The following is a 19150-nucleotide window of genomic DNA, read 5'->3' as shown; positions in this document are numbered from 1 at the left end:
TCTGGCGTTGATTTTTGGCACGCTGTTGAGTTCTCAAGGTGCGGACGCTTCCTTCGGTCCCGTTTCCGGGCCCTCCGGGCGCTTCCTTCGTTTCCAGCTTAGCAGACCCGATTTCCGTTTCCGCCACCCGCTGGAGCGGGCTGCCAGGGCTGGAATTCGCTATTCGCGCTTTCCGTTCCCGGCGGGGTTGAACATTACCAGGCTTTCTCGGTCCCCCCGACCACTCCCCTGCGAGCACGCAGAGGTGTAGACCACTGGGGTTAGGATCTGGCTTGATAGGTGCTGCCGACCCGCGACTCAAGGCCGCGTTGGGGTCAGGCAGGAGTACGACAGTACATCCCACCGTCAGTAGAGGCAAATCGTTCCGGTAGTCCCTAGCTCCGCACAATTGGTACGTCTCGTGCGGAACCGGGACTTCGTATGACATACGCTTCAGAACAGTATGCGCCGTCCAGGACAGGCAGCGACGGCGCCACACGATCTCCGCCCCTGGGAGGCTTCCCATGACAACCGTGACGTCGCCGCTTGCTGGACGCGCCATCGGTCTCGCCGCAGTTCCCGACCCGGTCTTCTCCGGTGCGATGGTCGGTCCCGGTACCGCCATCGATCCCGTACGTGAGGCGTCGGAGGCCGTCTCCCCCGTCGACGGGGTCATCGTCTCCCTGCACCCGCACGCCTTCGTCGTCGTCGACGACGAGGGGCACGGTGTGCTGACGCACCTCGGCATCGACACCGTCCAGCTCAACGGCCAGGGCTTCGAGCTGCTCGTCGGCAAGGGCGACCGGGTGACGCGCGGACAGGCCGTCGTCCGGTGGAACCCCGCCGAGGTCGAGGCCGCCGGCAAGTCCCCGATCTGTCCCGTCGTGGCCCTGGAGGCCACCGCGGACTCGCTCTCCGAGGTCGTCGAGGACGGCGATGTGAAGGCCGAAGACGTGCTCTTCGGCTGGCACTGAGCCGGTCCGTCCTCGTGACGACCGCGAGTTCGACATTCAACGCGGCGGCCGGGGCCGTCGCTCAATCGGAGACGGGTGAGATGGAGACAACGCTGCGAGGCGTCGGCGTCAGCCACGGAGTGGCGATCGGCGAGGTTCGGCACATGGGTACGGCCGTGCTGGAGCCGCCGGCCAAGCAGATCCCCCCGGACGAGGCGGAGCGCGAACAGGGGCGCGCCCGTCAGGCCGTGGAGGCTGTGGCCGCCGACCTGATCGCCCGGGGCAATCTCGCCGGTGGCGAGGCCCAGGCGGTGCTGGAGGCCCAGGCGATGATCGCCCAGGACCCGGAGCTCATCGCCGACGTCGACCGCCGGATCGCGGTCGGCAGCACGGCCGAGCGCGGGATCTACGACGCCTTCTCGCACTACCGCGAGCTGCTCGCGGGTGCCGGCGAGTACATGGCGGGCCGGGTCGCGGACCTGGACGACGTGCGCAACCGGATCGTCGCGCGGCTGCTGGGCGTGCCGATGCCGGGCGTGCCGGACAGCGACGAGCCGTACGTGCTGATCGCCCGGGATCTGGCGCCCGCCGACACGGCGCTGCTCGACCCGACGCTGGTGCTCGGGTTCGTGACGGAGGAGGGCGGGCCGACCAGTCACAGCGCGATCCTCGCGCGGGCGCTGGGTGTGCCGGCCATCGTGGCGCTGCCGGGCGCGGGTGAGCTGGCCGAGGGCACGCTCATCGCGGTCGACGGTTCCACCGGTGAGATCTTCGTGGAGCCGAGCGAGGAGAAGAAGGCGGAGCTGACGAAGGCCGCCGCCGAGCGCAAGGCCGCGCTGGCCACGTCCAGCGGTCCGGGCGCGACCTCCGACGGTCACAAGGTGCCGCTGCTGGCCAACGTCGGCGGTCCGGCGGACGTGCCCGCGGCGGTGGAGGCCGGCGCCGAGGGTGTCGGTCTGTTCCGTACGGAGTTCCTCTTCCTGGACGACAGTCAGAAGGCGCCGTCGGAGGAGAAGCAGGTCGAGGCGTACCGCAAGGTTCTCGAGGCGTTCCCCGAGGGCCGTGTGGTCGTGCGGGTGCTCGACGCGGGTGCCGACAAGCCGCTGGACTTCCTGACTCCGGCGGACGAGCCGAACCCGGCGCTCGGTGTGCGGGGGCTGCGGTCGCTGCTCGATCACCCGGAGGTGCTGCGGACGCAGCTGACGGCGCTGGCGAAGGCGGCCGAGGGGCTGCCGGTGTACCTCGAGGTCATGGCTCCGATGGTGGCCGACCGCACGGACGCGAAGGCGTTCGCCGACGCGTGCCGTGAGGCGGGGCTGCGGGCGAAGTTCGGTGCGATGGTCGAGATTCCCTCGGCCGCGCTGCGGGCGCGCTCGATCCTCCAGGAGGTCGAGTTCCTGTCGCTGGGCACCAACGACCTGGCGCAGTACACCTTCGCGGCCGACCGTCAGGTCGGTGCGGTGTCCCGGCTCCAGGACCCGTGGCAGCCGGCGCTGCTCGACCTGGTGGCGCTGTCCGCCGAGGCGGCCAAGGCCGAGGGCAAGAGCTGTGGTGTCTGTGGTGAGGCCGCTTCGGATCCGCTGCTCGCGTGTGTGCTGACGGGCCTGGGTGTCACCTCCCTGTCCATGGGTGCGGCGTCGATTCCGTACGTGCGGGCGACGCTCGCCAAGTACACGCTGGCGCAGTGCGAGCGGGCCGCGGCCGCGGCGCGTGCCGCGGACACGGCGCACGACGCCCGGCTCGCCGCGCAGGCGGTGCTGTCCGGGGAGTGATTTCCCGGGGTGTTCGACGAAGGGGCTTTCCGTCATCCGGTGGCGGGGAGCCCCTTCGTCGTGGGCGGGGTCAGTGGCGGGCGGGCCGGTCGTCGTCGGGGTCGGGGGCGAGGGGGAGGCCGGCGCGGTACTCGACGCCCGGTTCCGGGGAGAGGGGCTCGCCGGTGCGGGCGTCGGTGCAGTAGGCGGCGAAGACCTCGGCCTCGGTGAGCGGGGTGAGGGTGCCGTCGGTGAGGCGCCAGCCGTGGAGCCGGTCGGGGGCGCCGGGGGTGGTGGTGCGCAGGACGACGCCGCCGGGGGCCGCGAGGGCGATGCCGGCGGCGAGTACGGCGGTGAACTCCGGTCCTGTGGCGTCCTCGGGGGGTGTCGTGCCGTGGGTGTGGAGGACGGCGAGGAGCTGGTCGTCGGCGGCCCGGACGCTGCAGACGAGGTGGTGGGTGCCCGGTCCCGCGGCTTCGAGGAGTCGTAGGAGCAGACGGCCCGCCCTGGCGTACGCGGCTTCGCCGATGTCCTTGCCGCAGTCGGCGCAGTCGCCGGCGGTGGCGAGGACGGTGGTGGCGTACTCCCAGGTGGCCTGGCGGACGGCGGTGTCGACGAGCTCGGGGAGGAGGGTGGTGAGGGGCTGGCCGGTGTAGGTGACGCGGGCGCCGGTGGTGGCCAGGTGGGCGGTGAACCGGCTGCGGCTCGCGGGGTGGTCGGGGTCGGTGCCGGTCTCGGCGCACCACGCCGCGTACTCCTCGGGGTCGAAGAGGGTGACGGTGGTGTGGCCGCCCTGGGTGGAGAGGGTCCTGAGGAGGGCCTCGACCTGCCGGAGGTAGGTGGCGTGGTCGTCGAAGGCGAAGGTCCGGTACCGGCGCATGGCGGCGAAGTCGTGCTCGTCGGCGAGGAGTCCGACGGTGCTGGGGACCTCGCGGCGCAGGGCGCGGCGGAGGTGTGCGGTGGTGGTGCCGGTGCGGGTCATGTCTCCCCCTGGTGACGCTCCGATCAGTGCTCACTCACCGTAACCTTCGGCACTGACAGTGACGGTCCGGTGAGGCGTCGGCGGACGAGGCGGTTCTGGGCGGCGGTGGTGGCGACCAGGACGGCGCCGAGGAAGGGCCAGGCCAGGGGGCCCGCGGAGACGAGGCCCGTCATGAGGAGGGGGCCCGCGAAGCGCTGGGTGGACTGGGCGAGGCCGTGGACTCCGAGGTAGGCGCCCTGGGCGTCGTCGGGGGCGAGGGCGACGGAGATCTCCCAGGAGGCGATGGTGTGGATCATCTCGGCGAAGGTGAGGACGACGGCCGCGGTGATCAGGGCGGTGATCGCGAGGACGCGGCCGCCCAGGGCGGAGACGGCGAGGGCGAGCGTGCCGACGGCGAAGAGGCCGGCCAGGGGGCGGAGCAGGCGGCGGGCGGCGTCGGTGGTGGTGCCGAAGCGGGAGAGCGGGACCTGGAAGAGCACGACGAGGGCGCTGTTGATCACCATGAGGAGGGGCGCGAGGCCGACGGGGGCGTCGGTGGCGTGGACGATCCAGAGGGGCAGGGCGACCTGGAGGATCGAGTCGTGGAGGAAGAAGACGGCCTCGCCGGCGGTGAAGGCGAGGAAGCCGCGGTCGCGCCAGGGGTTGGAGGGCTTGGTGGCGGGGGCCGGGTCGGTGGAGGCGGCGGCGACGCGGGAGGCCGCGGGGGCGGGGGGTTCGGCGCAGCGGAGGGTGAGGGCGGCCATCACGAGGTAGGACAGCGCGTCGCCGACGAGCAGGAGCTGGAAGGCGGTGGTGGAGCCGACGGCGAGTGCGGCGGCGGCGCCGAGGCCGCCGAGGGTCCAGCCGATGTTGGAGGTGGTGCGGTTGACGGCCTGGTAGCGGACGCGGTCGGGGCCGGCGACGCGGGCCGCGTAGAGCTTGGTGAGGACGTTGGTGGCGCGGTCGGGGAGGGCGCCGGCGGCCGAGAAGAGGACGAGCAGCGGGTAGTCGTCGGTGGTGAGGAGCGCGAGGAGGGCGGCGGCGCGCAGGAGTTGGGTGCAGATGATGACGCGGACGAGGGGGAAGCGGTCGGCGAGGCGGCCGCCGAGGGGGGCGCCCGCGATGCCCGCGGCGCCGGAGAGGGCGATGAGCAGGCCGACCTGGCCGAGGCCGAGGCCGGTGACGTAGGTGAAGTAGAGGGCCATGGCCGTGGACCAGAGTCCGGTGCCGCACTTGTCGATGAAGCCGACGAGGAGCATGCGGCGGCCGTCGGTGCCGCCGGGGATGCGGTCCTTGAGGGGCGGACGGGCGGGTCGTGCGGTGCTGCGGCTCATGGGTCCCCCTTGCGAACTGCTTTGTATTGATACATAATTGATTACGTGGCAGCACAATATGCGATCGAAGGGGCGACGGCCAAGGGGATTGCCGCGTCCGTGGAGCGGGGCGTGTCCGAGGGCGGGCTCGCCCCGGGCGACGCCCTCCCCCCGGTGCGACGGCTCGCCGACGAGCTGGGGGTGAGTCCGGGGACCGTCGCCACGGCCTACAAGGAGTTGCGGCAGCGGGGGCTGATCGTCACCCGGGGCCGGGGCGGGACCGTGGTCGCGGAGGTGCCGTCGGCGGCCTCCCGGCGCCCCCCGCGCGTGCCCGCCGGCCTGGTGGACCTGTCCGCCGGGTTCCCCGACCCCGCCTTCCTCCCCGTACTGCGGCCCCCGGCGGCCGTCGACCCGGTGTACGGCTCCCATCGCGCCGCGCCCCGGCTCACGCGTCTGGAGGCGCTGACCCGGGCCTGGTTCGAGCGGGACGGGGTGGCGGCGGAGCACGTGACGTTCGCGCACGGCGCCCTGGACTGCATCGCGCGGCTCCTTTCGACGGAGCTGCGGCCCGGCGACGCCGTGGCGGTGGAGGATCCCGGCTTCCACCATGTGCTCGACCTGGTCCCCGCGTTGGGGCTGCGGGCGGTCCCGGTGACCGTGGACGGCGAGGGGCTCGTACCGGAGTCGCTGCGGGCCGCACTGCGGGGCGGGGTGCGCGCGGTGGTGTGCAGCCCGCGCGGACAGTGTCCGACGGGGGCGTTCTTCACGCGCGCGCGGAGGGACGAACTGGTGGCGGTGCTCAGGGATTTCCCCGAGGTGCTCGTCGTCGAGGACGACCACAACGCGGAGGTCGGCGGCGCCGCGGCGCACACGCTCGCGGCGGCGGGGCTCGACCGGTGGGCTCAGGTGCGGACCGTGTCGAAGCACCTCGGCATCGACCTGCGCTGGGCCGGGGTCGCGTGCGACGCGGTGACGCTGGCGCGGCACGACCGTCGGATGGTCATGACCTCGGGCTGGGTCAGCCACGTCCTCCAGGAGACGGTGGCCGGCCTGCTCGCCGACGAGGACGTACGGGACCTGGTGGCGGCGGGCGAGGAGGCCTACGCGGAGCGGCGCACGGCGCTGATCGACGCGCTCGGCGCGTACCGCGTCCGTGCGGTCGGGGCGAGCGGCCTGAACGTGTGGGTGCCCGTGCGGGACGAGTCGGCGGTGGTCAACGGGCTGCGGACGCAAGGCTGGTGGGTCGCGGCCGGGGCGCGCTTCCGTGTGGCGGCCCCGCCCGCGGTACGGATCACCACGGCGAGGCTCGCGCCCGCGGACGCCCCGCGCCTCGCGGCGGACTTCGCCGAGGTCCTGGGGGACGCCCAGGCGACGTACGGCGGATGACCGCCGGTTGACGCGGGGACGCCCCCGGGGAAGGCGTCGGCCTTCCCCGGGGGCGTCCGGCGGGGGCGGTTCAGCGCGTGCGGAAGGCGTTGCGCTGGGTCTGGGTCAGGGTGTTGCCCTGGGCGTCGGTGAGTTCGGCGCGGAGCGAGACGGCCCGGCCGGGACCGGGGGTGCGGAAGCTCACCCGGCCGTCGACGACGGGGACCCGGGTCCAGGTGGTGCCGTCGTCGACGGACGTCGACACGGTCAGGGACCGGACGCCGGTCTCGACGGCCGCGCCCTGGACGCCGACCGGCACGCGGAGCGTGGTGCCGGCCGGGGCGGTGCCGTCGAGGGCGAGGTCCGGGGTGAAGCGGACGGTGCTGAGGGGAAGGGCTTCGGGGCGGGCCGCGGCGGCCGAGGCGAAGGTCCAGGCGGCGGTGACGCGCCCGCTCGACGCCGAGCCGTCGCCCCGGGTCGCCGAGGCGGTCAGCCGGTACGAGGCCGCTCCGGGGGTGGTGGTGAACTCGGCGCGGCCGGGTGCGCCCCGGCGGGTGCCGATCAGGACGCCGTCGCGGTGCAGCGTGGTGGTCGCGGCGTGGAAGCGCGGCGCGCTCGGGGCGTGGCCGTCGCCGTCGGCGAGGAGCGGGATGTCGAGCGCGATCCGGTCGCCGTCGCGGACACCGGCCGGCCGGGCGCCGGGCGCGGTGTCGAGGGCGGGGCCGAAGACGGCGTTGCCGAAGGTGTGGGTGCTGGTCGCGCCCGCGTGGACCGCGATTCCGTCCGCGACGTAGCGGTTGGGCGGCGTCTCCGGGGCGGCCGGGCCCGTGTACTCGACGTCCCAGCGGCCGCGCTCCGGGGTGACCAGGACGGTCGCGGTGGCGGGCAGATCGAGGGACTGGGCGAGGCCGACGGTGGGGCCCGCGCTCGGCTGGACGGAGACGAACCCGGTCCCGGTCGCGCCCTCGGCGACGGCTCCACGGATCTTGAGGGTGGCCAGACCGCCGGCCGCCGGGTGCCGGACGAGGCCGGTCAGGGCGCGGTCCGAGGTGAAGGTGTAGCCGAGCCCGTAGTCTTTGCGGGCGCCCGACCAGTAGGTGTCGAACCACTCCTTGACCGAACCCGGTTCGGAGGCCGGGCCGAGATGGGCCACGCGCAGGCCCTCGCGGGCCGTGATGATGTTCGCGGAGCGGGTCCTCCCCTCGTGGGTGACCTCGACGAAGCCGATGCCGTTCAGGTAGCGGGCGCCCGACTCCGGCGGGCGGACGTCCACCGGGGCGGTCGTCCGGGCGTCGACGGTGACGGTGGTGTCGCCGTCCAGGTCCAGACGGGGCTGGACCACCCAGTCGGTTCCGGTGGCCGGACCGGAGCCGTACAGCGTGGAGTCGAGCAGGTAGCGGCCCTTGGGCAGGCGGACGGTGACCGTGCCGGACGCGTCGTACGGCGTGGCCTCCTCCTGTGCGCCCGGGCCCGAGATGCCGGTGACGTGGGTGCTGTATCCGCCGGTGGCGGTGCCCGCGCGGTCGAGGTGCCGGATCGTCAGGGTGTAGGTCTCCGGGGTGGCGGACGCCGCCACGGCGGCCGAGGGCAGGGCCGAGAAGGCCGTTCCGGCGAGGACCGCGGCGAGGGCGAGGCCGCGCAGGACCGTGCGGCGGCCGATGGCGCGGGGGCCGGATACGCAGGACGTGCTGCACGTGCTGCGGGATGCGGAGGAATCGTTCATGCCCAGCACTGCTCGCCGCGGGCGGGGCGTTCCCGTGACCTGGGCCACATCGGCGGGGCGCGGCGGGGCCTGTGGTCCAGGTCACGGGAACCCTGCCGAACCACCGCCCAGTGCCAGATGTGGAATCACCTATGAGAGATCGTTTCCGTGCCGGGGACCCCACGGCGCTCGGCGAGGCGTACGACGAGCACGCACGCGTGCTGTACCACTACGCCTACCGGGTGTGCGGGGACCGGGCGGCCGCGGAGGACGTCGTGTCCGCCGCGTTCCTGGAGGCCTGGCGCTGCCGCGGGAAGGTGCACGCCGACGGCGGCAGCCTGCGGCCGTGGCTGCTCGGCATCGCGACCAACATCATGCGCGGCGCGGCCCGCGAGGCGCGCAGGCGGGACGCCGCGCTCGCCAGGATCCCCGAACGCGGCGTCCTGCCGGACTTCGCCGACGACGTCCTCGCCCGGATGACGGACGGCGAGCAGATCCGCGCCGCCCGTGCCGCGCTCGGCAGGCTCGGGCGGCGTGAGCGCGAGGTCTTCACGCTCGTGGTGTGGGCGGGCCTGGACTACGCCGCGGCCGGGGAGGCGCTGGGGATCCCGGTGGGCACCGTCCGCTCCCGGCTGTCCCGGGCCCGCGAACGGCTCCGGAAGCTCGCCGAGGCCGAACTGCGCGCGGCGCGGCGCCGGGAACGGTCCGCCGCCGCGGCGGTCCGCTCGACCGGACGGCCCGCCCCCGGCGGCGTCCCGGCCGGGACGGGCGGCTGGTCCGACGCCGCCGAGGGGGCACGCGGATCCGTCGCCGGGCCCGGAGCTCCTGCGGCGTCTGGGGCCCCCGAGGCGTCCGGGTCCCCCGCAGTGCCCGGATCCCCCGCGGCGTCCGGATCCCCCGTGGTGCCGGTGCCGTCGCCGAGCGCCGTGCCCGGACCCCTGACCCTGCCCGTGTCCGTGTCCATGCCGGGACCGGTGCCCGCCCCCTCGGCGGGGCCCGCGTCCTCGGCGGTGTCGGCGTCCTCGCCGCAGGACATGCTCCGCCCCCTCGCGGGGCCGGCGTCCCCCTCCGCCCCACCCGGCTCCCCCTCCGTCCGCTCGACCGTCCGCCCGGCCCTCGCGCCCCGACCCACCTCGGAGAACCAGGCATGAACGCCTTCGCCCCCCGCCCGCCGCACGCCGACGCGGACGAGCTCCTGCGTGCCGAGCTCACCGAGCTGCTGCCCCCGCCTCCGGTGCCCGATCTGACGGCGGAGCGGAACCAGCACCTCAGGCACGCCGTCCTGCGGACCGCCCTGGCCGCCCAGGACGGCGCGGCCGCCCGTCCGGTGCGCGCGCGCCGGCCGCGCCAGGGGCTCCGGCTCGGCTGGATCGCCGCGCCGATGGCCGCCTGCGCGGTCGTCGCCGGCGTCGCCGTGCTCGCGCCCCAGGACGGGCCTGCGGGCTCCCCGGGCCGCGTCTCGACCGGGCAGCCCGCCTCGTCCGAGGCCGTGCGGGTCCTGTCCGGCGCCGCGCTCGCCGCGGCCGCCGCCCCCGCGCCGGACGCCCGGCCCGGTGAGTACGTCTACGTCAAGAGCCTCGTCGCCCACGCGGGGCGCGACGCGGCCGGAGGTCCCGCCGCGCTTCCGCCCGCGCACCAGCGCGAGGTGTGGCTCTCCGCCGACGGCAGCCGGCCCGGTCTGCTGCGCGAGCCCGGCGCCGCCGACACGGAGCTCGGCGCCGAGCTGCCCGTGTACGAGCTGGAGCATCGCGGCGCCACGCCCCGGAGGACCACCGCCGCCACGGCGCCGCCCTCCGTCACGAACCCGACGCACGCGTACGTGGCGACCCTTCCCACGGATCCGGCGGTGCTGCTGCGCCTGATCCGGGACCAGACGCGCACGGACGGGGGTGACGCCGATCAGCGGGCGTTCACCGCGATCGGGACCCTGCTCGCCGAGACCTGGGCACCGCCGGAGGTCACCGCCGCGCTGTACGGGGCGGCGGCCCGGATCCCCGGGGTGACCGTGCTGCCGTCCGCGAAGGACGCGGCCGGTCGCGAGGGCGTCGCCGTGGCCCGTGCCTCCCACGGCGAGCAGACCCAGTGGATCTTCGACCGGACGACGTCGGCGTTCCTCGGCGAGCGCACGGTGCTCACCGAGGACACGTCGGCCGGGCGGGCGGGAACGGTCCTCGGGGTCTCGGCCGTGCTCGCCAAGGCGTCCGCCCCCGTGCGCGGCGAGCTGCCGAAGGGCTGACCGGGAAAGGGCCGGGGCCCGCCGATCCGGTCGGATCGGCGGGCCCCGGTCGTGTGCTCAGCCCCGGCGGTCGGCCGCGAGGGTCTCGTAGAAGTGGAGGAGACCGAGGTCGTCCACCGAGCCTGCGTTGACGGCCTTGGCCAGGGGGGTGCCCTGGAGGAGGCGCTTGACCGGGACCTCGATGCGCTTGCCCGTGAGGGTGTGCGGGATCCCCGGGACTTCGATGATCTCGTCGGGGACGTGGCGCGGGGAGAGTTCGCTGCGGATCGTCCGCTTGATGCGGTCGACCAGCTCCTCGTCCAGGGTGGCGCCGTCCGCGAGGTGCACGAAGAGCGGCATCCAGTATCCGCCGTCCGGTTCCTCCAGGCCGATGACCAGGGACTCGCGGATCTCGGGGAGGCGCTCGACGGCCTCGTAGATGTCGGCGCTTCCCATCCGGACGCCCTGGCGGTTCAGGGTGGAGTCCGAGCGGCCGTGGATGACGACCGAGCCGCGGTCCGTGATCGTGATCCAGTCGCCGTGGCGCCAGGCGCCCGGGAACATCTCGAAGTAGCTGTCGCGGTAGCGGCTGCCGTCGGGGTCGTTCCAGAAGTGGATCGGCATGGACGGCATGGGGTTGGTGACGACGAGCTCGCCGACCTCGCCGATCAGGGGCTTCCCGGAGGGGTCCCAGGACTGCAGGTCGGTGCCGAGGCCCGCGGCCTGGAGCTCGCCGATGTGGACCGGCAGGGTGGGGACGGCGCCCGCGAAGCAGGAGCAGACGTCCGTGCCGCCGCTGACGGAGGCGATCCACAGGTTCTCGCGGACCTCGTCGTGGAGCCAGCGGAAGCCGTCGGGGGGCAGCGGGGAGCCGGTGGTGGCGACGCACTTCACGGCGGAGAGGTCGAAGTCCCGCCCGGGGTGGACCTCCGCCTTGGCGCAGGCCATCACGTACGCGGCGGAGGTGCCGTAGAGGGTGGCGCGGGTGCGCTCGGCGACCCGCCACTGGGCGGCGGTGTCGGGGTAGCCGGGGCTGCCGTCGTACAGGACGACGGTCGTGCCGGTGAGGAGGCCGGAGACGAGGAAGTTCCACATCATCCAGCCGGTGGAGGTGTACCAGAAGAACACGTCCTCGGGGCCGAGGTCGCAGTGCAGGCCCAGCTGCTTGACGTGCTCGACGAGGATGCCGCCCTGGGACTGCACGATCGCCTTCGGCAGGCCGGTCGTGCCGGAGGAGTACAGGACCCACAGCGGGTGCGCGAACGGCACCTGCTCGTAGACCGGCTCGACGTCCGCGGCGACCAGGTCGGACCAGGCGAGGGTGCCTTCGGGGGCGGGGGTGCCGAGGAGCGGGATGTGGACGACGGCGCGGAGGGTGGGCAGCTCGGCGCGCAGCTCGGCGACGGTGTCGCGGCGGTCGTGCTCCTTGCCGCCGTAGCGGTAGCCGTCGACGGTGAAGAGGACGACCGGCTCGACCTGCTGGAAGCGGTCGAGGACGCTGCGGGCGCCGAAGTCGGGGGCGCAGGAGGTCCACACGGCACCGACGGCGGCGGTCGCGAGGAGGGCGACGACGGCCTGCGGGACGTTGGGCAGGTAGCCGCTGACGCGGTCGCCGGGGTTCACGCCGAGGGCGCGGAGCTCGGCGGCGAGGGAGCCGACCTGGCGGCGGAGCTCGCCCCAGGTGACCGGCGTGGGCTCATGTGTCTCGTCCACATGGAGCAGGGCCGTGTCATGGGGGCGCTCGTCGGCGGCGCGCAGGGCGTGCTCGGCGTAGTTGAGGGTGGCTCCGGGGAACCAGTCGGCGCCGGGCATGGAACGGTCGCCGAGGACCCGCTCGTACGGGGTGGAGAAGCGGAGGTCGAACCACTCGACGACGGCCTGCCAGAAGGCTTCGAGGTCCTCGACCGACCAGCGGTGGAGCGCCGGGTACCCGCCCTCGGCGGGTGCTCCGTGGTGCTCGGCGGCCCAGGCCTGGAAGCGGGTGACGGCGGCCGTGGCGATGCGTTCCTCGTCCGGCTGCCAGAGCGGCTCGGTCGGCGCTGCGGATGTCATTTGGGGCGGCTCCCTGGCTGTACGCGGGTCTGCGTGTGTCTCGCGCACGTGCGGGGGTGTGCGCGTGACGCGGCTGACAGGACGATGCCATGTGATCGTCTTTCGCACCAGGTCTGCCGGCACATGGTCGGGCAGTTGAACATGTGCTCCCACCACGGGTGAACGGCAGCTGAACGGAGCCGGTTCGCGCTGCGGCGGATGGCAGGGTGAGCTGCATGGACGGTCGTGAACTGGTGCGTTCGATGAAGGTGTTCGGTTCGGTACAGGGCTTGCGGGCGGTGTGGTCGGCGTGGCGGCAGCGCCGTACGGACGCGTGGGGAATGCCGCCCAGGGGGGCGGAGCGGGCCAGGGTGCCGGGGCTCGCGGTGGAGGCGGAGCCGGCTCCGGGCGGGGGGACCGTCCGGTTCGCCCGGTCCTCGCTCCGGATCCGCGTGTCGTCGGGCGGCACGGTGTTCTGGGGGTGGGACGGGGCCGAGCCGCTTCCCTCGTACGCCCTGGCGGGCGAGGCGCCCGAGGCGGATCCGCGGGCCTCCCTCGAACCGGACACCGACGGCGGGTGGCGGATCGTGTCGGAGCGGGTGACGGTGACGGTCTCCCGGCACGGGGCGGTGGAGCTCCGGACCCCGGGCGGGGTGCTGCTCCGCCGGGACCTGCCGCCGCGCTGGTGGGAGCCGGTGGCGGACGAGGGTGCCGGGCCGGTGGTGGCGGGGAGCACCGGGTCGGCGGGGGCGGGGAGCACCGGGTCGGCGGGGGCGGGGGGCGCGCGGTGGGTGCAGCGCAGCGAGGTGCCGGCCGACGCCCGCTTCTTCGGTCTCGGCGGGCGGGCGGGCGGGCCGCGCCTGCGGGACGGCTCGTACCGGCTGTGGAACACCGACCCCCAGAGGGGTTTCGACCCCGGGGACGATCCGCTCTACCTGACCATGCCCGTCCAGTTCGTGGTCTCGGACGCCGGCACGCACCTGGCGTTCCACGACAACTCCTGGGACGGCCGGGTCACCCTGACCGAGGGCGAGGAGGGGGCCGGTTCCGGGCACGACCGGCCGGGGGCCAGTGAGGTGCGGATGTCGGGCGGGCCGCTGCGCTGCTGGGTGGTCGTCGGCACCCCCGCGCGCGTCCTGCACGGCTGGGCGGCGCTGACGGGCGCGCCCGCGCTGCCGCCGTCCTGGGCGCTCGGGCCGCAGCACGCGCGGTGGGGCTTCGGCAGCGCGCGGGAGGTGCGGCGGGTGGTGGCCGGGTACCGGGAGCGGGGGCTGCCGCTGTCCGCCGTGCACCTGGACATCGATCACTACGACGGGCACCGGGTGTTCACGGTCGACCGGGAGCGGTTCCCCGACCTGCCGGGGCTCGCGGAGGAGCTGCGGGAGCAGGGCGTGCGCCTGGTGTCGATCGTGGACCCGGCGGTGAGGGCCGAACCCGGCGACCCGGTGTACGACGGCGGTGCGGCGGTGGACGCCTTCGTCAAGGACGCGCGCGGCCAGGAGGTGCGCGGGGTGGTGTGGCCCGGCGAGTGCGCCTACCCGGACTTCACGGACCCCGCGGTGCGGGAGTGGTGGGGCGGCCTGTACGAGGAGCGCCTCCGGCAGGGCTTCGCCGGGGTGTGGCACGACATGAACGAGCCGGTGTCCTTCGTCCCCTTCGGCGACCCGACGCTGCCCCGCTCGGCGCGGCACGCGCTGGAGGGCCGGGGCGGCGACCACCGGGAGGCGCACAACGTGTACGGGCTCGCGATGGCCCGGGCCGGGTACGAGGGGCTGCGCCGGCTGCGCCCCGACGAACGGCCCTTCCTCTTCTCGCGCTCCGGCTGGGCGGGCATGCAGCGGTACGGGGGCACGTGGTCCGGCGACGTGGCGACGGGGTGGCCGGGGCTGCGGGCCTCGCTCGCCCTCGTCCTGGGCCTGGGGCTGTGCGGGGTGCCCTACTCGGGGCCGGACGTGGGCGGTTTCGACGGCAGTCCCTCGCCGGAACTGTTCCTGCGCTGGTACCAGCTGGGCGCGTGGCTCCCCCTCTTCCGTACGCACGCGGCGATCGACGCCGGGCGGCGGGAGCCGTGGGAGTTCGGTCCCGAGGTCCTGGAGCACGCGCGCGTGGCGCTGGCCGAACGGGAGCGCCTGCGGCCGTACTTCACGACGCTGGCCCGGCTGGCCCGGATGACGGGCGCGCCGTACGTCCGCCCGGTGTGGTGGGGGACGCCCGAGGACCGGGCGCTGCGCGACTGCGAGGACGCGTTCCTGCTCGGCGACGGGCTGCTGGTGGCGCCGGTGCTGACGCGGGGCGCGGACCGGCGGGCGGTGCGGCTGCCGCGCGGATGCTGGTACGACACGGCGACGGGGCGGGCGTACGAGGGCCCGGGGCAGGGGCTGCTCGACGCGCCGCTCTCCCGGCTGCCGGTCCTGGCCCGGGCGGGGGCCGTGCTGCCCGTGCGGGGCGAGGGGGACGAGCTCGTCCTGGAGGTGTGGGCGCCCGCCGCCGGGCGGACCGGTGGCGGGCTCGTCGTGCGGGACACCGGGGACGGTTGGGAGTCGGCCTCGATCGAGCGGTACCAGTCGCGGCTCGTGGACGGCCGGGTGGTGGTGGAGCGCGTCACGGACGACGGGGTGGAGGAGCCGGGGCTGCCGGTGCGGGTGCGGGGGCTGTGAGGGGGTGGCTCCAGCCTCCGGCACCCGATCACCCGTAAGCCCCGTCGAACCACTTCCGTACCGCCTCCGTGTGGAGCGGAAAGGCCAGCTCCCCGGGTGCCCTGAGCACGTGGTGGCCGCTCGTCTCGTCCGTCGGGGCCGACGGGGGGAGTTGCGCGGCCGGGCGGGGCGGAAGGAGGCCGAAGAGGAGGAGGTGGCCGGCCGGGGAGCTCAGCGCGTCGGCGAGGCGGACCTCCTCGGCCGAGGCGGGGATGCCGGTCTCCTCGCGCAGTTCGCGGACGACGGCGGCGCGCCAGTCCTCGCCGTGGTCGATGAAGCCGCCGGGCAGGGCGACCCCGCCCCGCGCGGGCTCGATGGTGCGGGTGACGACGACGAGGCCCGTGCCCTCCGCGTCGGTGACGGGGAGGAGGGCGACGGCGACGGGCAGCGGGTTGCGGTAGGCGGTGTGGCCGCAGGCCGGGCAGGTGCGGGGCCAGCCGGCGCCGGGGAGGTGGGCGGCGCCGCAGGAGGAGCAGTGGGAGTCCTTCACGGCCCGACGGTATGCGATCGCCCTTTCCCGGCGCTGCCGGAACTGATAGACGGTGCGCATGACTGGACTCGCAACCGCTTTCCGCACCCTCGCCGTCGTGGCCGCGGCCGGACTCCTCGCCGTCACCGGTTCCGTCGTCGCGCCCGCTCCCCCGGCCTCGGCCGCGCCGGAGCCCAAGGCGCCGCGGGAGTTCGTGGCCCTGAGCTCCGTGGACCGGACGATCCTCCAGGAGATGCGCTACACGACCGGGCACAACTTCGTCGGCGAACCGGTGGACGGCTACCGGCAGCCGCTGTGCATCCTGACCCGTCCTGCGGCCGAGGCGCTGCACCGCGCGCAGCTCCGGCTGCTGGCCCGGGGGTACACGCTGAAGGTGTACGACTGCTACCGGCCGCAGCGGGCCGTGGACCACTTCGGGCGCTGGGCGAAGGACCTGGAGGACGAGCGGATGAAGAAGGAGTTCTATCCGCTCGTCGACAAGTCGAGGCTGTTCGCGGACGGTTACATCGCGGAGAAGTCGGGGCACAGCCGGGGTTCGACGGTGGACCTCACGATCGTGCGGCTGCCGGCGGCGCCCACGCGCGCGTACGTGCCGGGCGAGGAGCTGGTGGAGTGCTGGGCGCCGCAGGCGGAGCGGTTCCCGGACAACTCGGTGGACATGGGGACCGGGTACGACTGCTTCGACACGCGCTCGCACACCGACGACCCGCGGATCCAGGGCGCGCAGCGGGCGAACCGGCAGCTGCTCAAGGGGGCGCTGGCCGAGCAGGGGTTCGTGAACCTGCCCGAGGAGTGGTGGCACTTCACCTTCAAGCCGGAGCCGTTCCCGGGCACGTTCTTCGACTTCCCCGTGGCGCGGAGGTCGGTGGCCGGGCACTGAGCCCTTCTCAGCACCGGGCACCCGTGGCAGACTTCTGACGCTTCGTCAGATCACGGGAGGTCCCGATGGCACGGACGCGCAGACCGGTGGTGGCCGGATGGTTCACCGACGACACCGTGCCGGAGGCGGAGTTCCGGCTGCTCGGCACCCGCTGCACGGCCTGCGCGTCGGTCTTCTTCCCGCGGGAGGACGACTGGTGCCGCAACCCCGGCTGCCCGGGCGGCAGGGAGCTGGCCGAGGTCCCGCTCTCGCCGCGCGGCCGGGTCTGGTCGTACACCGACGGCCGGTACCGTCCGCCCGCCCCGTACGTCTCCGACCCGGACGCCCCCTGGGAGCCGTACACCCTCGTCGCCGTCGAGCTCGCGGCCGAGGCGATGGTGGTCCTCGGGCAGGCGGCGCCGGGCGTGACGACGGCCGACCTCGCCGTCGGGACCGAGGTCGAGGTGGTGCCGGGCGTCCTCGACGAGGACGAGCGGCACACCTGGACCACCTGGAACTGGCGGCCGGTGGCCGGGGAGCGGCGGGAGGAGCGGTCGTGAACGACGTCGCCGTGCTCGGGGCCGGGATGCACCCCTGGGGGAAGTGGGGCCGGAGCTTCGTCTCGTACGGGACGGCCGCCGCCCGCGCCGCGCTCGCCGACGCAGGTCTGCGGTGGTCCGACATCGACTCGGTCGTCGGCGCCGACACCATGCGGTGCGGATACCCGGGATACGTGGCGGGGGCGACCTTCGCGCAGGCCCTCGGCTGGCAGGGGGCGCGGGTCACCAGCGTGTACGCCGCCTGCGCCTCGGGCGCCCAGGCCATCGGCACCGCCCGGGCCCAGATCCTCGCGGGGCTCGCGGACGCGGTCCTGGTCGTCGGGGCGGACTCGACGCCGAAGGGGTTCCTCGCCCCGGCCGGCGGCGAGCGGCCCGGCGACCCGGACTGGCTGCGGTTCCGGGTGCTGGGGGCGACCAACCCGGCGTACTTCGCCCTCTACGCGCGCCGCAGGATGGCGCTGTACGGCGACACGGCCGAGGACTTCGCCCGGGTGAAGGTGAAGAACGCGGCGGCCGGCGCGCTCAATCCGCTGGCCCGCTACCGCAGGCGGGTGACCGCCGAGGAGGTCGCGGCCTCCCCCGTCGTCGCCGATCCGCTGCGGCTCCTCGACATCTGCGCCACCTCGGACGGGGGCGCCGCGCTCGTGCTCTCCAGCATGGAGTTCGCCCGTCGGCACGGGCAGCCCGACCCGGTCCGGGTACGGGCGGTGTCCACGGTCTCCCCCACGTACCCCAAGGCGGTGCTCGACCTCCCCGACATCGCGACCGACTCGGCGGCGGCCGTCTCCCCCGCCCCGCACGCCTTCCGCGCCTCGATCGCCCGCGCCGCCTACGAGGAGGCGGGGATCGGACCCGAGGACCTGTCCCTCGCGGAGGTCTACGACCTGTCCACCGCCCTGGAGCTGGAGTGGTACGAGGACATCGGGCTCTGTCCGCGGGGCGAGGGCGCCAAGCTGCTGCGGGAGGGCGCCACGGCCCTCGGCGGGCGCCTGCCGGTCAACACCAGCGGCGGCCTCGGCTCCTTCGGGGAGGCGGTGCCCGCCCAGGCGATCGCGCAGGTCTGCGAGCTGACCCGGCAGCTGCGCGGCACGGCGGGCGACCGGCAGGTGCCGGGGGCACGGGTCGGGATCACCGCGAACCAGGGCCTGTTCGGCCACGGCTCGGCGGTGGTGGCGGTGCGCTGAGCCGGCCGGGACCGTGCCCCGCGGGCCCGGCCCGCTCGGCAGGGCCCCCGGCGAGCGGGCCGGGCGCCCCGCCGTCAGGTCGTGACGGCGGCGGGGCCGCGGTCCGCGAGGACCAGGGCGTGCTGGACGACCGCCACGAGGACGTTCTTCACGGACTCGCGGTCCCGGGCGTCGCACATCAGCAGCTCCACCTCGGGGTCCAGGTCGAGCGCGCCGCGCACCGTCTCCGCCGGGAACCGCTGGGCGCCCTCGAAGCAGTTGACGGCCACCGTGAACGGGATGCCGCGCCGCTCGAAGTAGTCGATGGCGGCGAAGCTGTCCTCCAGGCGGCGGGTGTCCGCGAGGACGACCGCGCCCAGGGCTCCCTGGGCCAGCTCGTCCCACAGGAACCAGAAGCGGTCCTGCCCCGGGGTGCCGAAGAGGTAGAGGACGAGGTCCTCGCGGAGGGTGATCCGGCCGAAGTCCATGGCGACCGTGGTGGTCGTCTTGGTCTCCACGCCGTGCAGGTCGTCGACGGGCCGCCCCACCTCGCTGAGGATCTCCTCGGTCCGCAGGGGCCTGATCTCGCTGACCGCGCCCACCAGCGTCGTCTTGCCGACCCCGAACCCGCCCGCGACGAGGATCTTCAGGGTCACCGGCTCGACGAAGGGCTTCTTGCGGCTAGAGCGCCCGAAGGCCATTGATCACCTCGCGAAGGATGCTCACGTCCGGCAGCTCGGCCGGCGGAACGGGGCGGGTCACATGGACGAGTTCGTCCTCGACGAGGTCGCCGACGAGGACCCGTACCACCCCCACGGGGAGGTCGAGTCCGGCGGCGAGCTCGGCGATCGACTGGGGCTGCTCGGAGCAGCGCTCGACGATCTCCACGTGTTCCGGGGAGAGCGTCTGGTCCCGGCCGGGGTCGTCGGCGGCGGGCTCGGGAACGACCACCGCGATCAGGTCGAGCCGATGGCGGCCGGCGGCGCTCGTCCGGCCGCGGGTCATCGCGTACGGACGGACCACCGGGCCGGCCTCGTCGTCGAACCAGTGGTGGGGGCCGGGGGTCTGGCCCGCTTCCCGCCGGCCGCGCTCGGCTTCGTCACTCATGCCGT

General features: G+C 74.6%; 16 protein-coding genes. 9 read left to right on the top strand and 7 right to left on the bottom strand.

What is annotated here, in order from left to right; all coding sequences use genetic code 11:
- Positions 1–503: 503 nt before the first annotated feature.
- Together ACFYUZ_RS16050 and ptsP are read left to right on the top strand one after the other, a co-directional pair.
- The gene (locus ACFYUZ_RS16050; protein ID WP_389309305.1) at positions 504–953 is read left to right on the top strand and encodes a PTS glucose transporter subunit IIA; all 450 of its coding nucleotides are present in this window, start codon (positions 504–506) and stop codon (positions 951–953) included.
- Between the two features lie 80 nt (positions 954–1033).
- On the top strand, positions 1034–2704 hold the full coding sequence (gene ptsP / locus ACFYUZ_RS16045) for a phosphoenolpyruvate--protein phosphotransferase (RefSeq protein WP_389309302.1): 1671 nt from the start codon (positions 1034–1036) through the stop codon (positions 2702–2704).
- Between the two features lie 70 nt (positions 2705–2774).
- Here the strand turns inward: ptsP and ACFYUZ_RS16040 are convergent, their stop codons facing one another.
- Positions 2775–3665 (bottom strand): hypothetical protein, encoded by an 891-nt coding sequence (locus ACFYUZ_RS16040; RefSeq protein ID WP_389309300.1) that lies wholly within the window; start codon positions 3663–3665, stop codon positions 2775–2777.
- A 23-nt stretch (positions 3666–3688) separates the two neighbouring features.
- The gene (locus tag ACFYUZ_RS16035) at positions 3689–4978 is read right to left on the bottom strand and encodes an MFS transporter (RefSeq protein ID WP_389309298.1); all 1290 of its coding nucleotides are present in this window, start codon (positions 4976–4978) and stop codon (positions 3689–3691) included.
- A gap of 45 nt (positions 4979–5023) precedes the next feature.
- Between ACFYUZ_RS16035 and ACFYUZ_RS16030 the strand changes: the two genes are divergently transcribed.
- Positions 5024–6343: an aminotransferase class I/II-fold pyridoxal phosphate-dependent enzyme gene (locus ACFYUZ_RS16030; RefSeq protein ID WP_389309295.1), complete on the top strand. Its 1320-nt coding sequence runs from the start codon at positions 5024–5026 to the stop codon at positions 6341–6343.
- Between the two features lie 70 nt (positions 6344–6413).
- Here ACFYUZ_RS16030 and ACFYUZ_RS16025 read toward each other — a convergent pair whose 3' ends face one another.
- Entirely contained in the window at positions 6414–8045 is a 1632-nt protein-coding gene (locus ACFYUZ_RS16025) for a serine protease (RefSeq protein WP_389309293.1), read from the bottom strand.
- Positions 8046–8176: 131 nt separating this feature from the next.
- On the opposite strand from ACFYUZ_RS16025, the gene ACFYUZ_RS16020 reads away from it, so the two are divergent.
- Both ACFYUZ_RS16020 and ACFYUZ_RS16015 read left to right on the top strand, forming a co-directional pair.
- Positions 8177–9175 (top strand): RNA polymerase sigma factor, encoded by a 999-nt coding sequence (locus ACFYUZ_RS16020; protein ID WP_389309291.1) that lies wholly within the window; start codon positions 8177–8179, stop codon positions 9173–9175.
- Positions 9172–10260 carry a CU044_5270 family protein gene (locus ACFYUZ_RS16015; protein ID WP_389309289.1) on the top strand — a complete coding sequence of 363 codons (1089 nt, stop codon included), beginning with the start codon at positions 9172–9174 and terminating at the stop codon, positions 10258–10260. The genes ACFYUZ_RS16020 and ACFYUZ_RS16015 overlap by 4 nt, the downstream gene beginning before the upstream one ends.
- 57 nt (positions 10261–10317) lie before the next feature.
- On the opposite strand, the gene ACFYUZ_RS16010 is transcribed toward ACFYUZ_RS16015, so the two are convergent.
- Complete coding sequence (locus ACFYUZ_RS16010; RefSeq protein ID WP_389309287.1) at positions 10318–12291, bottom strand: acetoacetate--CoA ligase; 1974 nt, start codon at positions 12289–12291, stop codon at positions 10318–10320.
- Positions 12292–12506: 215 nt separating this feature from the next.
- Between ACFYUZ_RS16010 and ACFYUZ_RS16005 the strand changes: the two genes are divergently transcribed.
- The gene (locus tag ACFYUZ_RS16005) at positions 12507–14927 is read left to right on the top strand and encodes a glycoside hydrolase family 31 protein (RefSeq protein WP_389309284.1); all 2421 of its coding nucleotides are present in this window, start codon (positions 12507–12509) and stop codon (positions 14925–14927) included.
- A 28-nt stretch (positions 14928–14955) separates the two neighbouring features.
- Here ACFYUZ_RS16005 and ACFYUZ_RS16000 read toward each other — a convergent pair whose 3' ends face one another.
- The gene (locus ACFYUZ_RS16000) at positions 14956–15516 is read right to left on the bottom strand and encodes an NUDIX domain-containing protein (protein ID WP_389309283.1); all 561 of its coding nucleotides are present in this window, start codon (positions 15514–15516) and stop codon (positions 14956–14958) included.
- Here ACFYUZ_RS16000 and ACFYUZ_RS15995 point away from each other — a divergent pair.
- The 3 genes from ACFYUZ_RS15995 to ACFYUZ_RS15985 all read left to right on the top strand — a co-directional run bounded on the left by ACFYUZ_RS15995 (position 15515) and on the right by ACFYUZ_RS15985 (position 18059).
- A complete protein-coding gene (locus ACFYUZ_RS15995) occupies positions 15515–16336 on the top strand; it encodes a M15 family metallopeptidase (protein ID WP_389309282.1) in 822 nt (273 codons plus the stop codon). The genes ACFYUZ_RS16000 and ACFYUZ_RS15995 overlap by 2 nt on opposite strands.
- A 65-nt stretch (positions 16337–16401) precedes the next feature.
- The gene (locus tag ACFYUZ_RS15990) at positions 16402–16875 is read left to right on the top strand and encodes a Zn-ribbon domain-containing OB-fold protein (RefSeq protein WP_389309281.1); all 474 of its coding nucleotides are present in this window, start codon (positions 16402–16404) and stop codon (positions 16873–16875) included.
- Positions 16872–18059 carry a lipid-transfer protein gene (locus ACFYUZ_RS15985; RefSeq protein WP_389309279.1) on the top strand — a complete coding sequence of 396 codons (1188 nt, stop codon included), beginning with the start codon at positions 16872–16874 and terminating at the stop codon, positions 18057–18059. Before ACFYUZ_RS15990 ends, ACFYUZ_RS15985 begins: the two co-directional genes overlap by 4 nt.
- 74 nt (positions 18060–18133) lie before the next feature.
- On the opposite strand, the gene ACFYUZ_RS15980 is transcribed toward ACFYUZ_RS15985, so the two are convergent.
- Together ACFYUZ_RS15980 and ACFYUZ_RS15975 are read right to left on the bottom strand one after the other, a co-directional pair.
- On the bottom strand, positions 18134–18739 hold the full coding sequence (locus ACFYUZ_RS15980; protein WP_389309277.1) for an ATP/GTP-binding protein: 606 nt from the start codon (positions 18737–18739) through the stop codon (positions 18134–18136).
- Positions 18720–19145, bottom strand: coding sequence for a DUF742 domain-containing protein (locus ACFYUZ_RS15975; protein ID WP_389309275.1), 426 nt, complete (start codon positions 19143–19145; stop codon positions 18720–18722). The genes ACFYUZ_RS15980 and ACFYUZ_RS15975 overlap by 20 nt, the downstream gene beginning before the upstream one ends.
- Between the last annotated feature and the right edge of the window lie 5 nt (positions 19146–19150).

The organism is Streptomyces sp. NPDC004266 (genome assembly GCF_042874095.1).
In the GTDB taxonomy this organism is placed as follows: Bacteria; Actinomycetota; Actinomycetes; order Streptomycetales; family Streptomycetaceae; genus Streptomyces.
This window is presented reverse-complemented; position numbering and strand designations above follow the sequence as displayed.

Excerpts from the sequence above, each read along its gene's own strand:
- ACFYUZ_RS16015 (WP_389309289.1), top strand. The coding sequence starts at position 9,172 with ATGAACGCCTTCGCCCCCCGCCCGCCGCACGCCGACGCGGACGAGCTC.
- ACFYUZ_RS15980 (WP_389309277.1), bottom strand. The coding sequence starts at position 18,739 with ATGGCCTTCGGGCGCTCTAGCCGCAAGAAGCCCTTCGTCGAGCCGGTG.
- ACFYUZ_RS16025 (WP_389309293.1), bottom strand. The coding sequence starts at position 8,045 with ATGAACGATTCCTCCGCATCCCGCAGCACGTGCAGCACGTCCTGCGTA.
- ptsP (WP_389309302.1), top strand. The coding sequence starts at position 1,034 with ATGGAGACAACGCTGCGAGGCGTCGGCGTCAGCCACGGAGTGGCGATC.
- ACFYUZ_RS15995 (WP_389309282.1), top strand. The coding sequence starts at position 15,515 with ATGACTGGACTCGCAACCGCTTTCCGCACCCTCGCCGTCGTGGCCGCG.
- ACFYUZ_RS16000 (WP_389309283.1), bottom strand. The coding sequence starts at position 15,516 with ATGCGCACCGTCTATCAGTTCCGGCAGCGCCGGGAAAGGGCGATCGCA.
- ACFYUZ_RS16040 (WP_389309300.1), bottom strand. The coding sequence starts at position 3,665 with ATGACCCGCACCGGCACCACCACCGCACACCTCCGCCGCGCCCTGCGC.
- ACFYUZ_RS16010 (WP_389309287.1), bottom strand. The coding sequence starts at position 12,291 with ATGACATCCGCAGCGCCGACCGAGCCGCTCTGGCAGCCGGACGAGGAA.
- ACFYUZ_RS16050 (WP_389309305.1), top strand. The coding sequence starts at position 504 with ATGACAACCGTGACGTCGCCGCTTGCTGGACGCGCCATCGGTCTCGCC.
- ACFYUZ_RS16020 (WP_389309291.1), top strand. The coding sequence starts at position 8,177 with ATGAGAGATCGTTTCCGTGCCGGGGACCCCACGGCGCTCGGCGAGGCG.
- ACFYUZ_RS16005 (WP_389309284.1), top strand. The coding sequence starts at position 12,507 with ATGGACGGTCGTGAACTGGTGCGTTCGATGAAGGTGTTCGGTTCGGTA.
- ACFYUZ_RS15990 (WP_389309281.1), top strand. The coding sequence starts at position 16,402 with ATGGCACGGACGCGCAGACCGGTGGTGGCCGGATGGTTCACCGACGAC.
- ACFYUZ_RS15975 (WP_389309275.1), bottom strand. The coding sequence starts at position 19,145 with ATGAGTGACGAAGCCGAGCGCGGCCGGCGGGAAGCGGGCCAGACCCCC.
- ACFYUZ_RS16035 (WP_389309298.1), bottom strand. The coding sequence starts at position 4,978 with ATGAGCCGCAGCACCGCACGACCCGCCCGTCCGCCCCTCAAGGACCGC.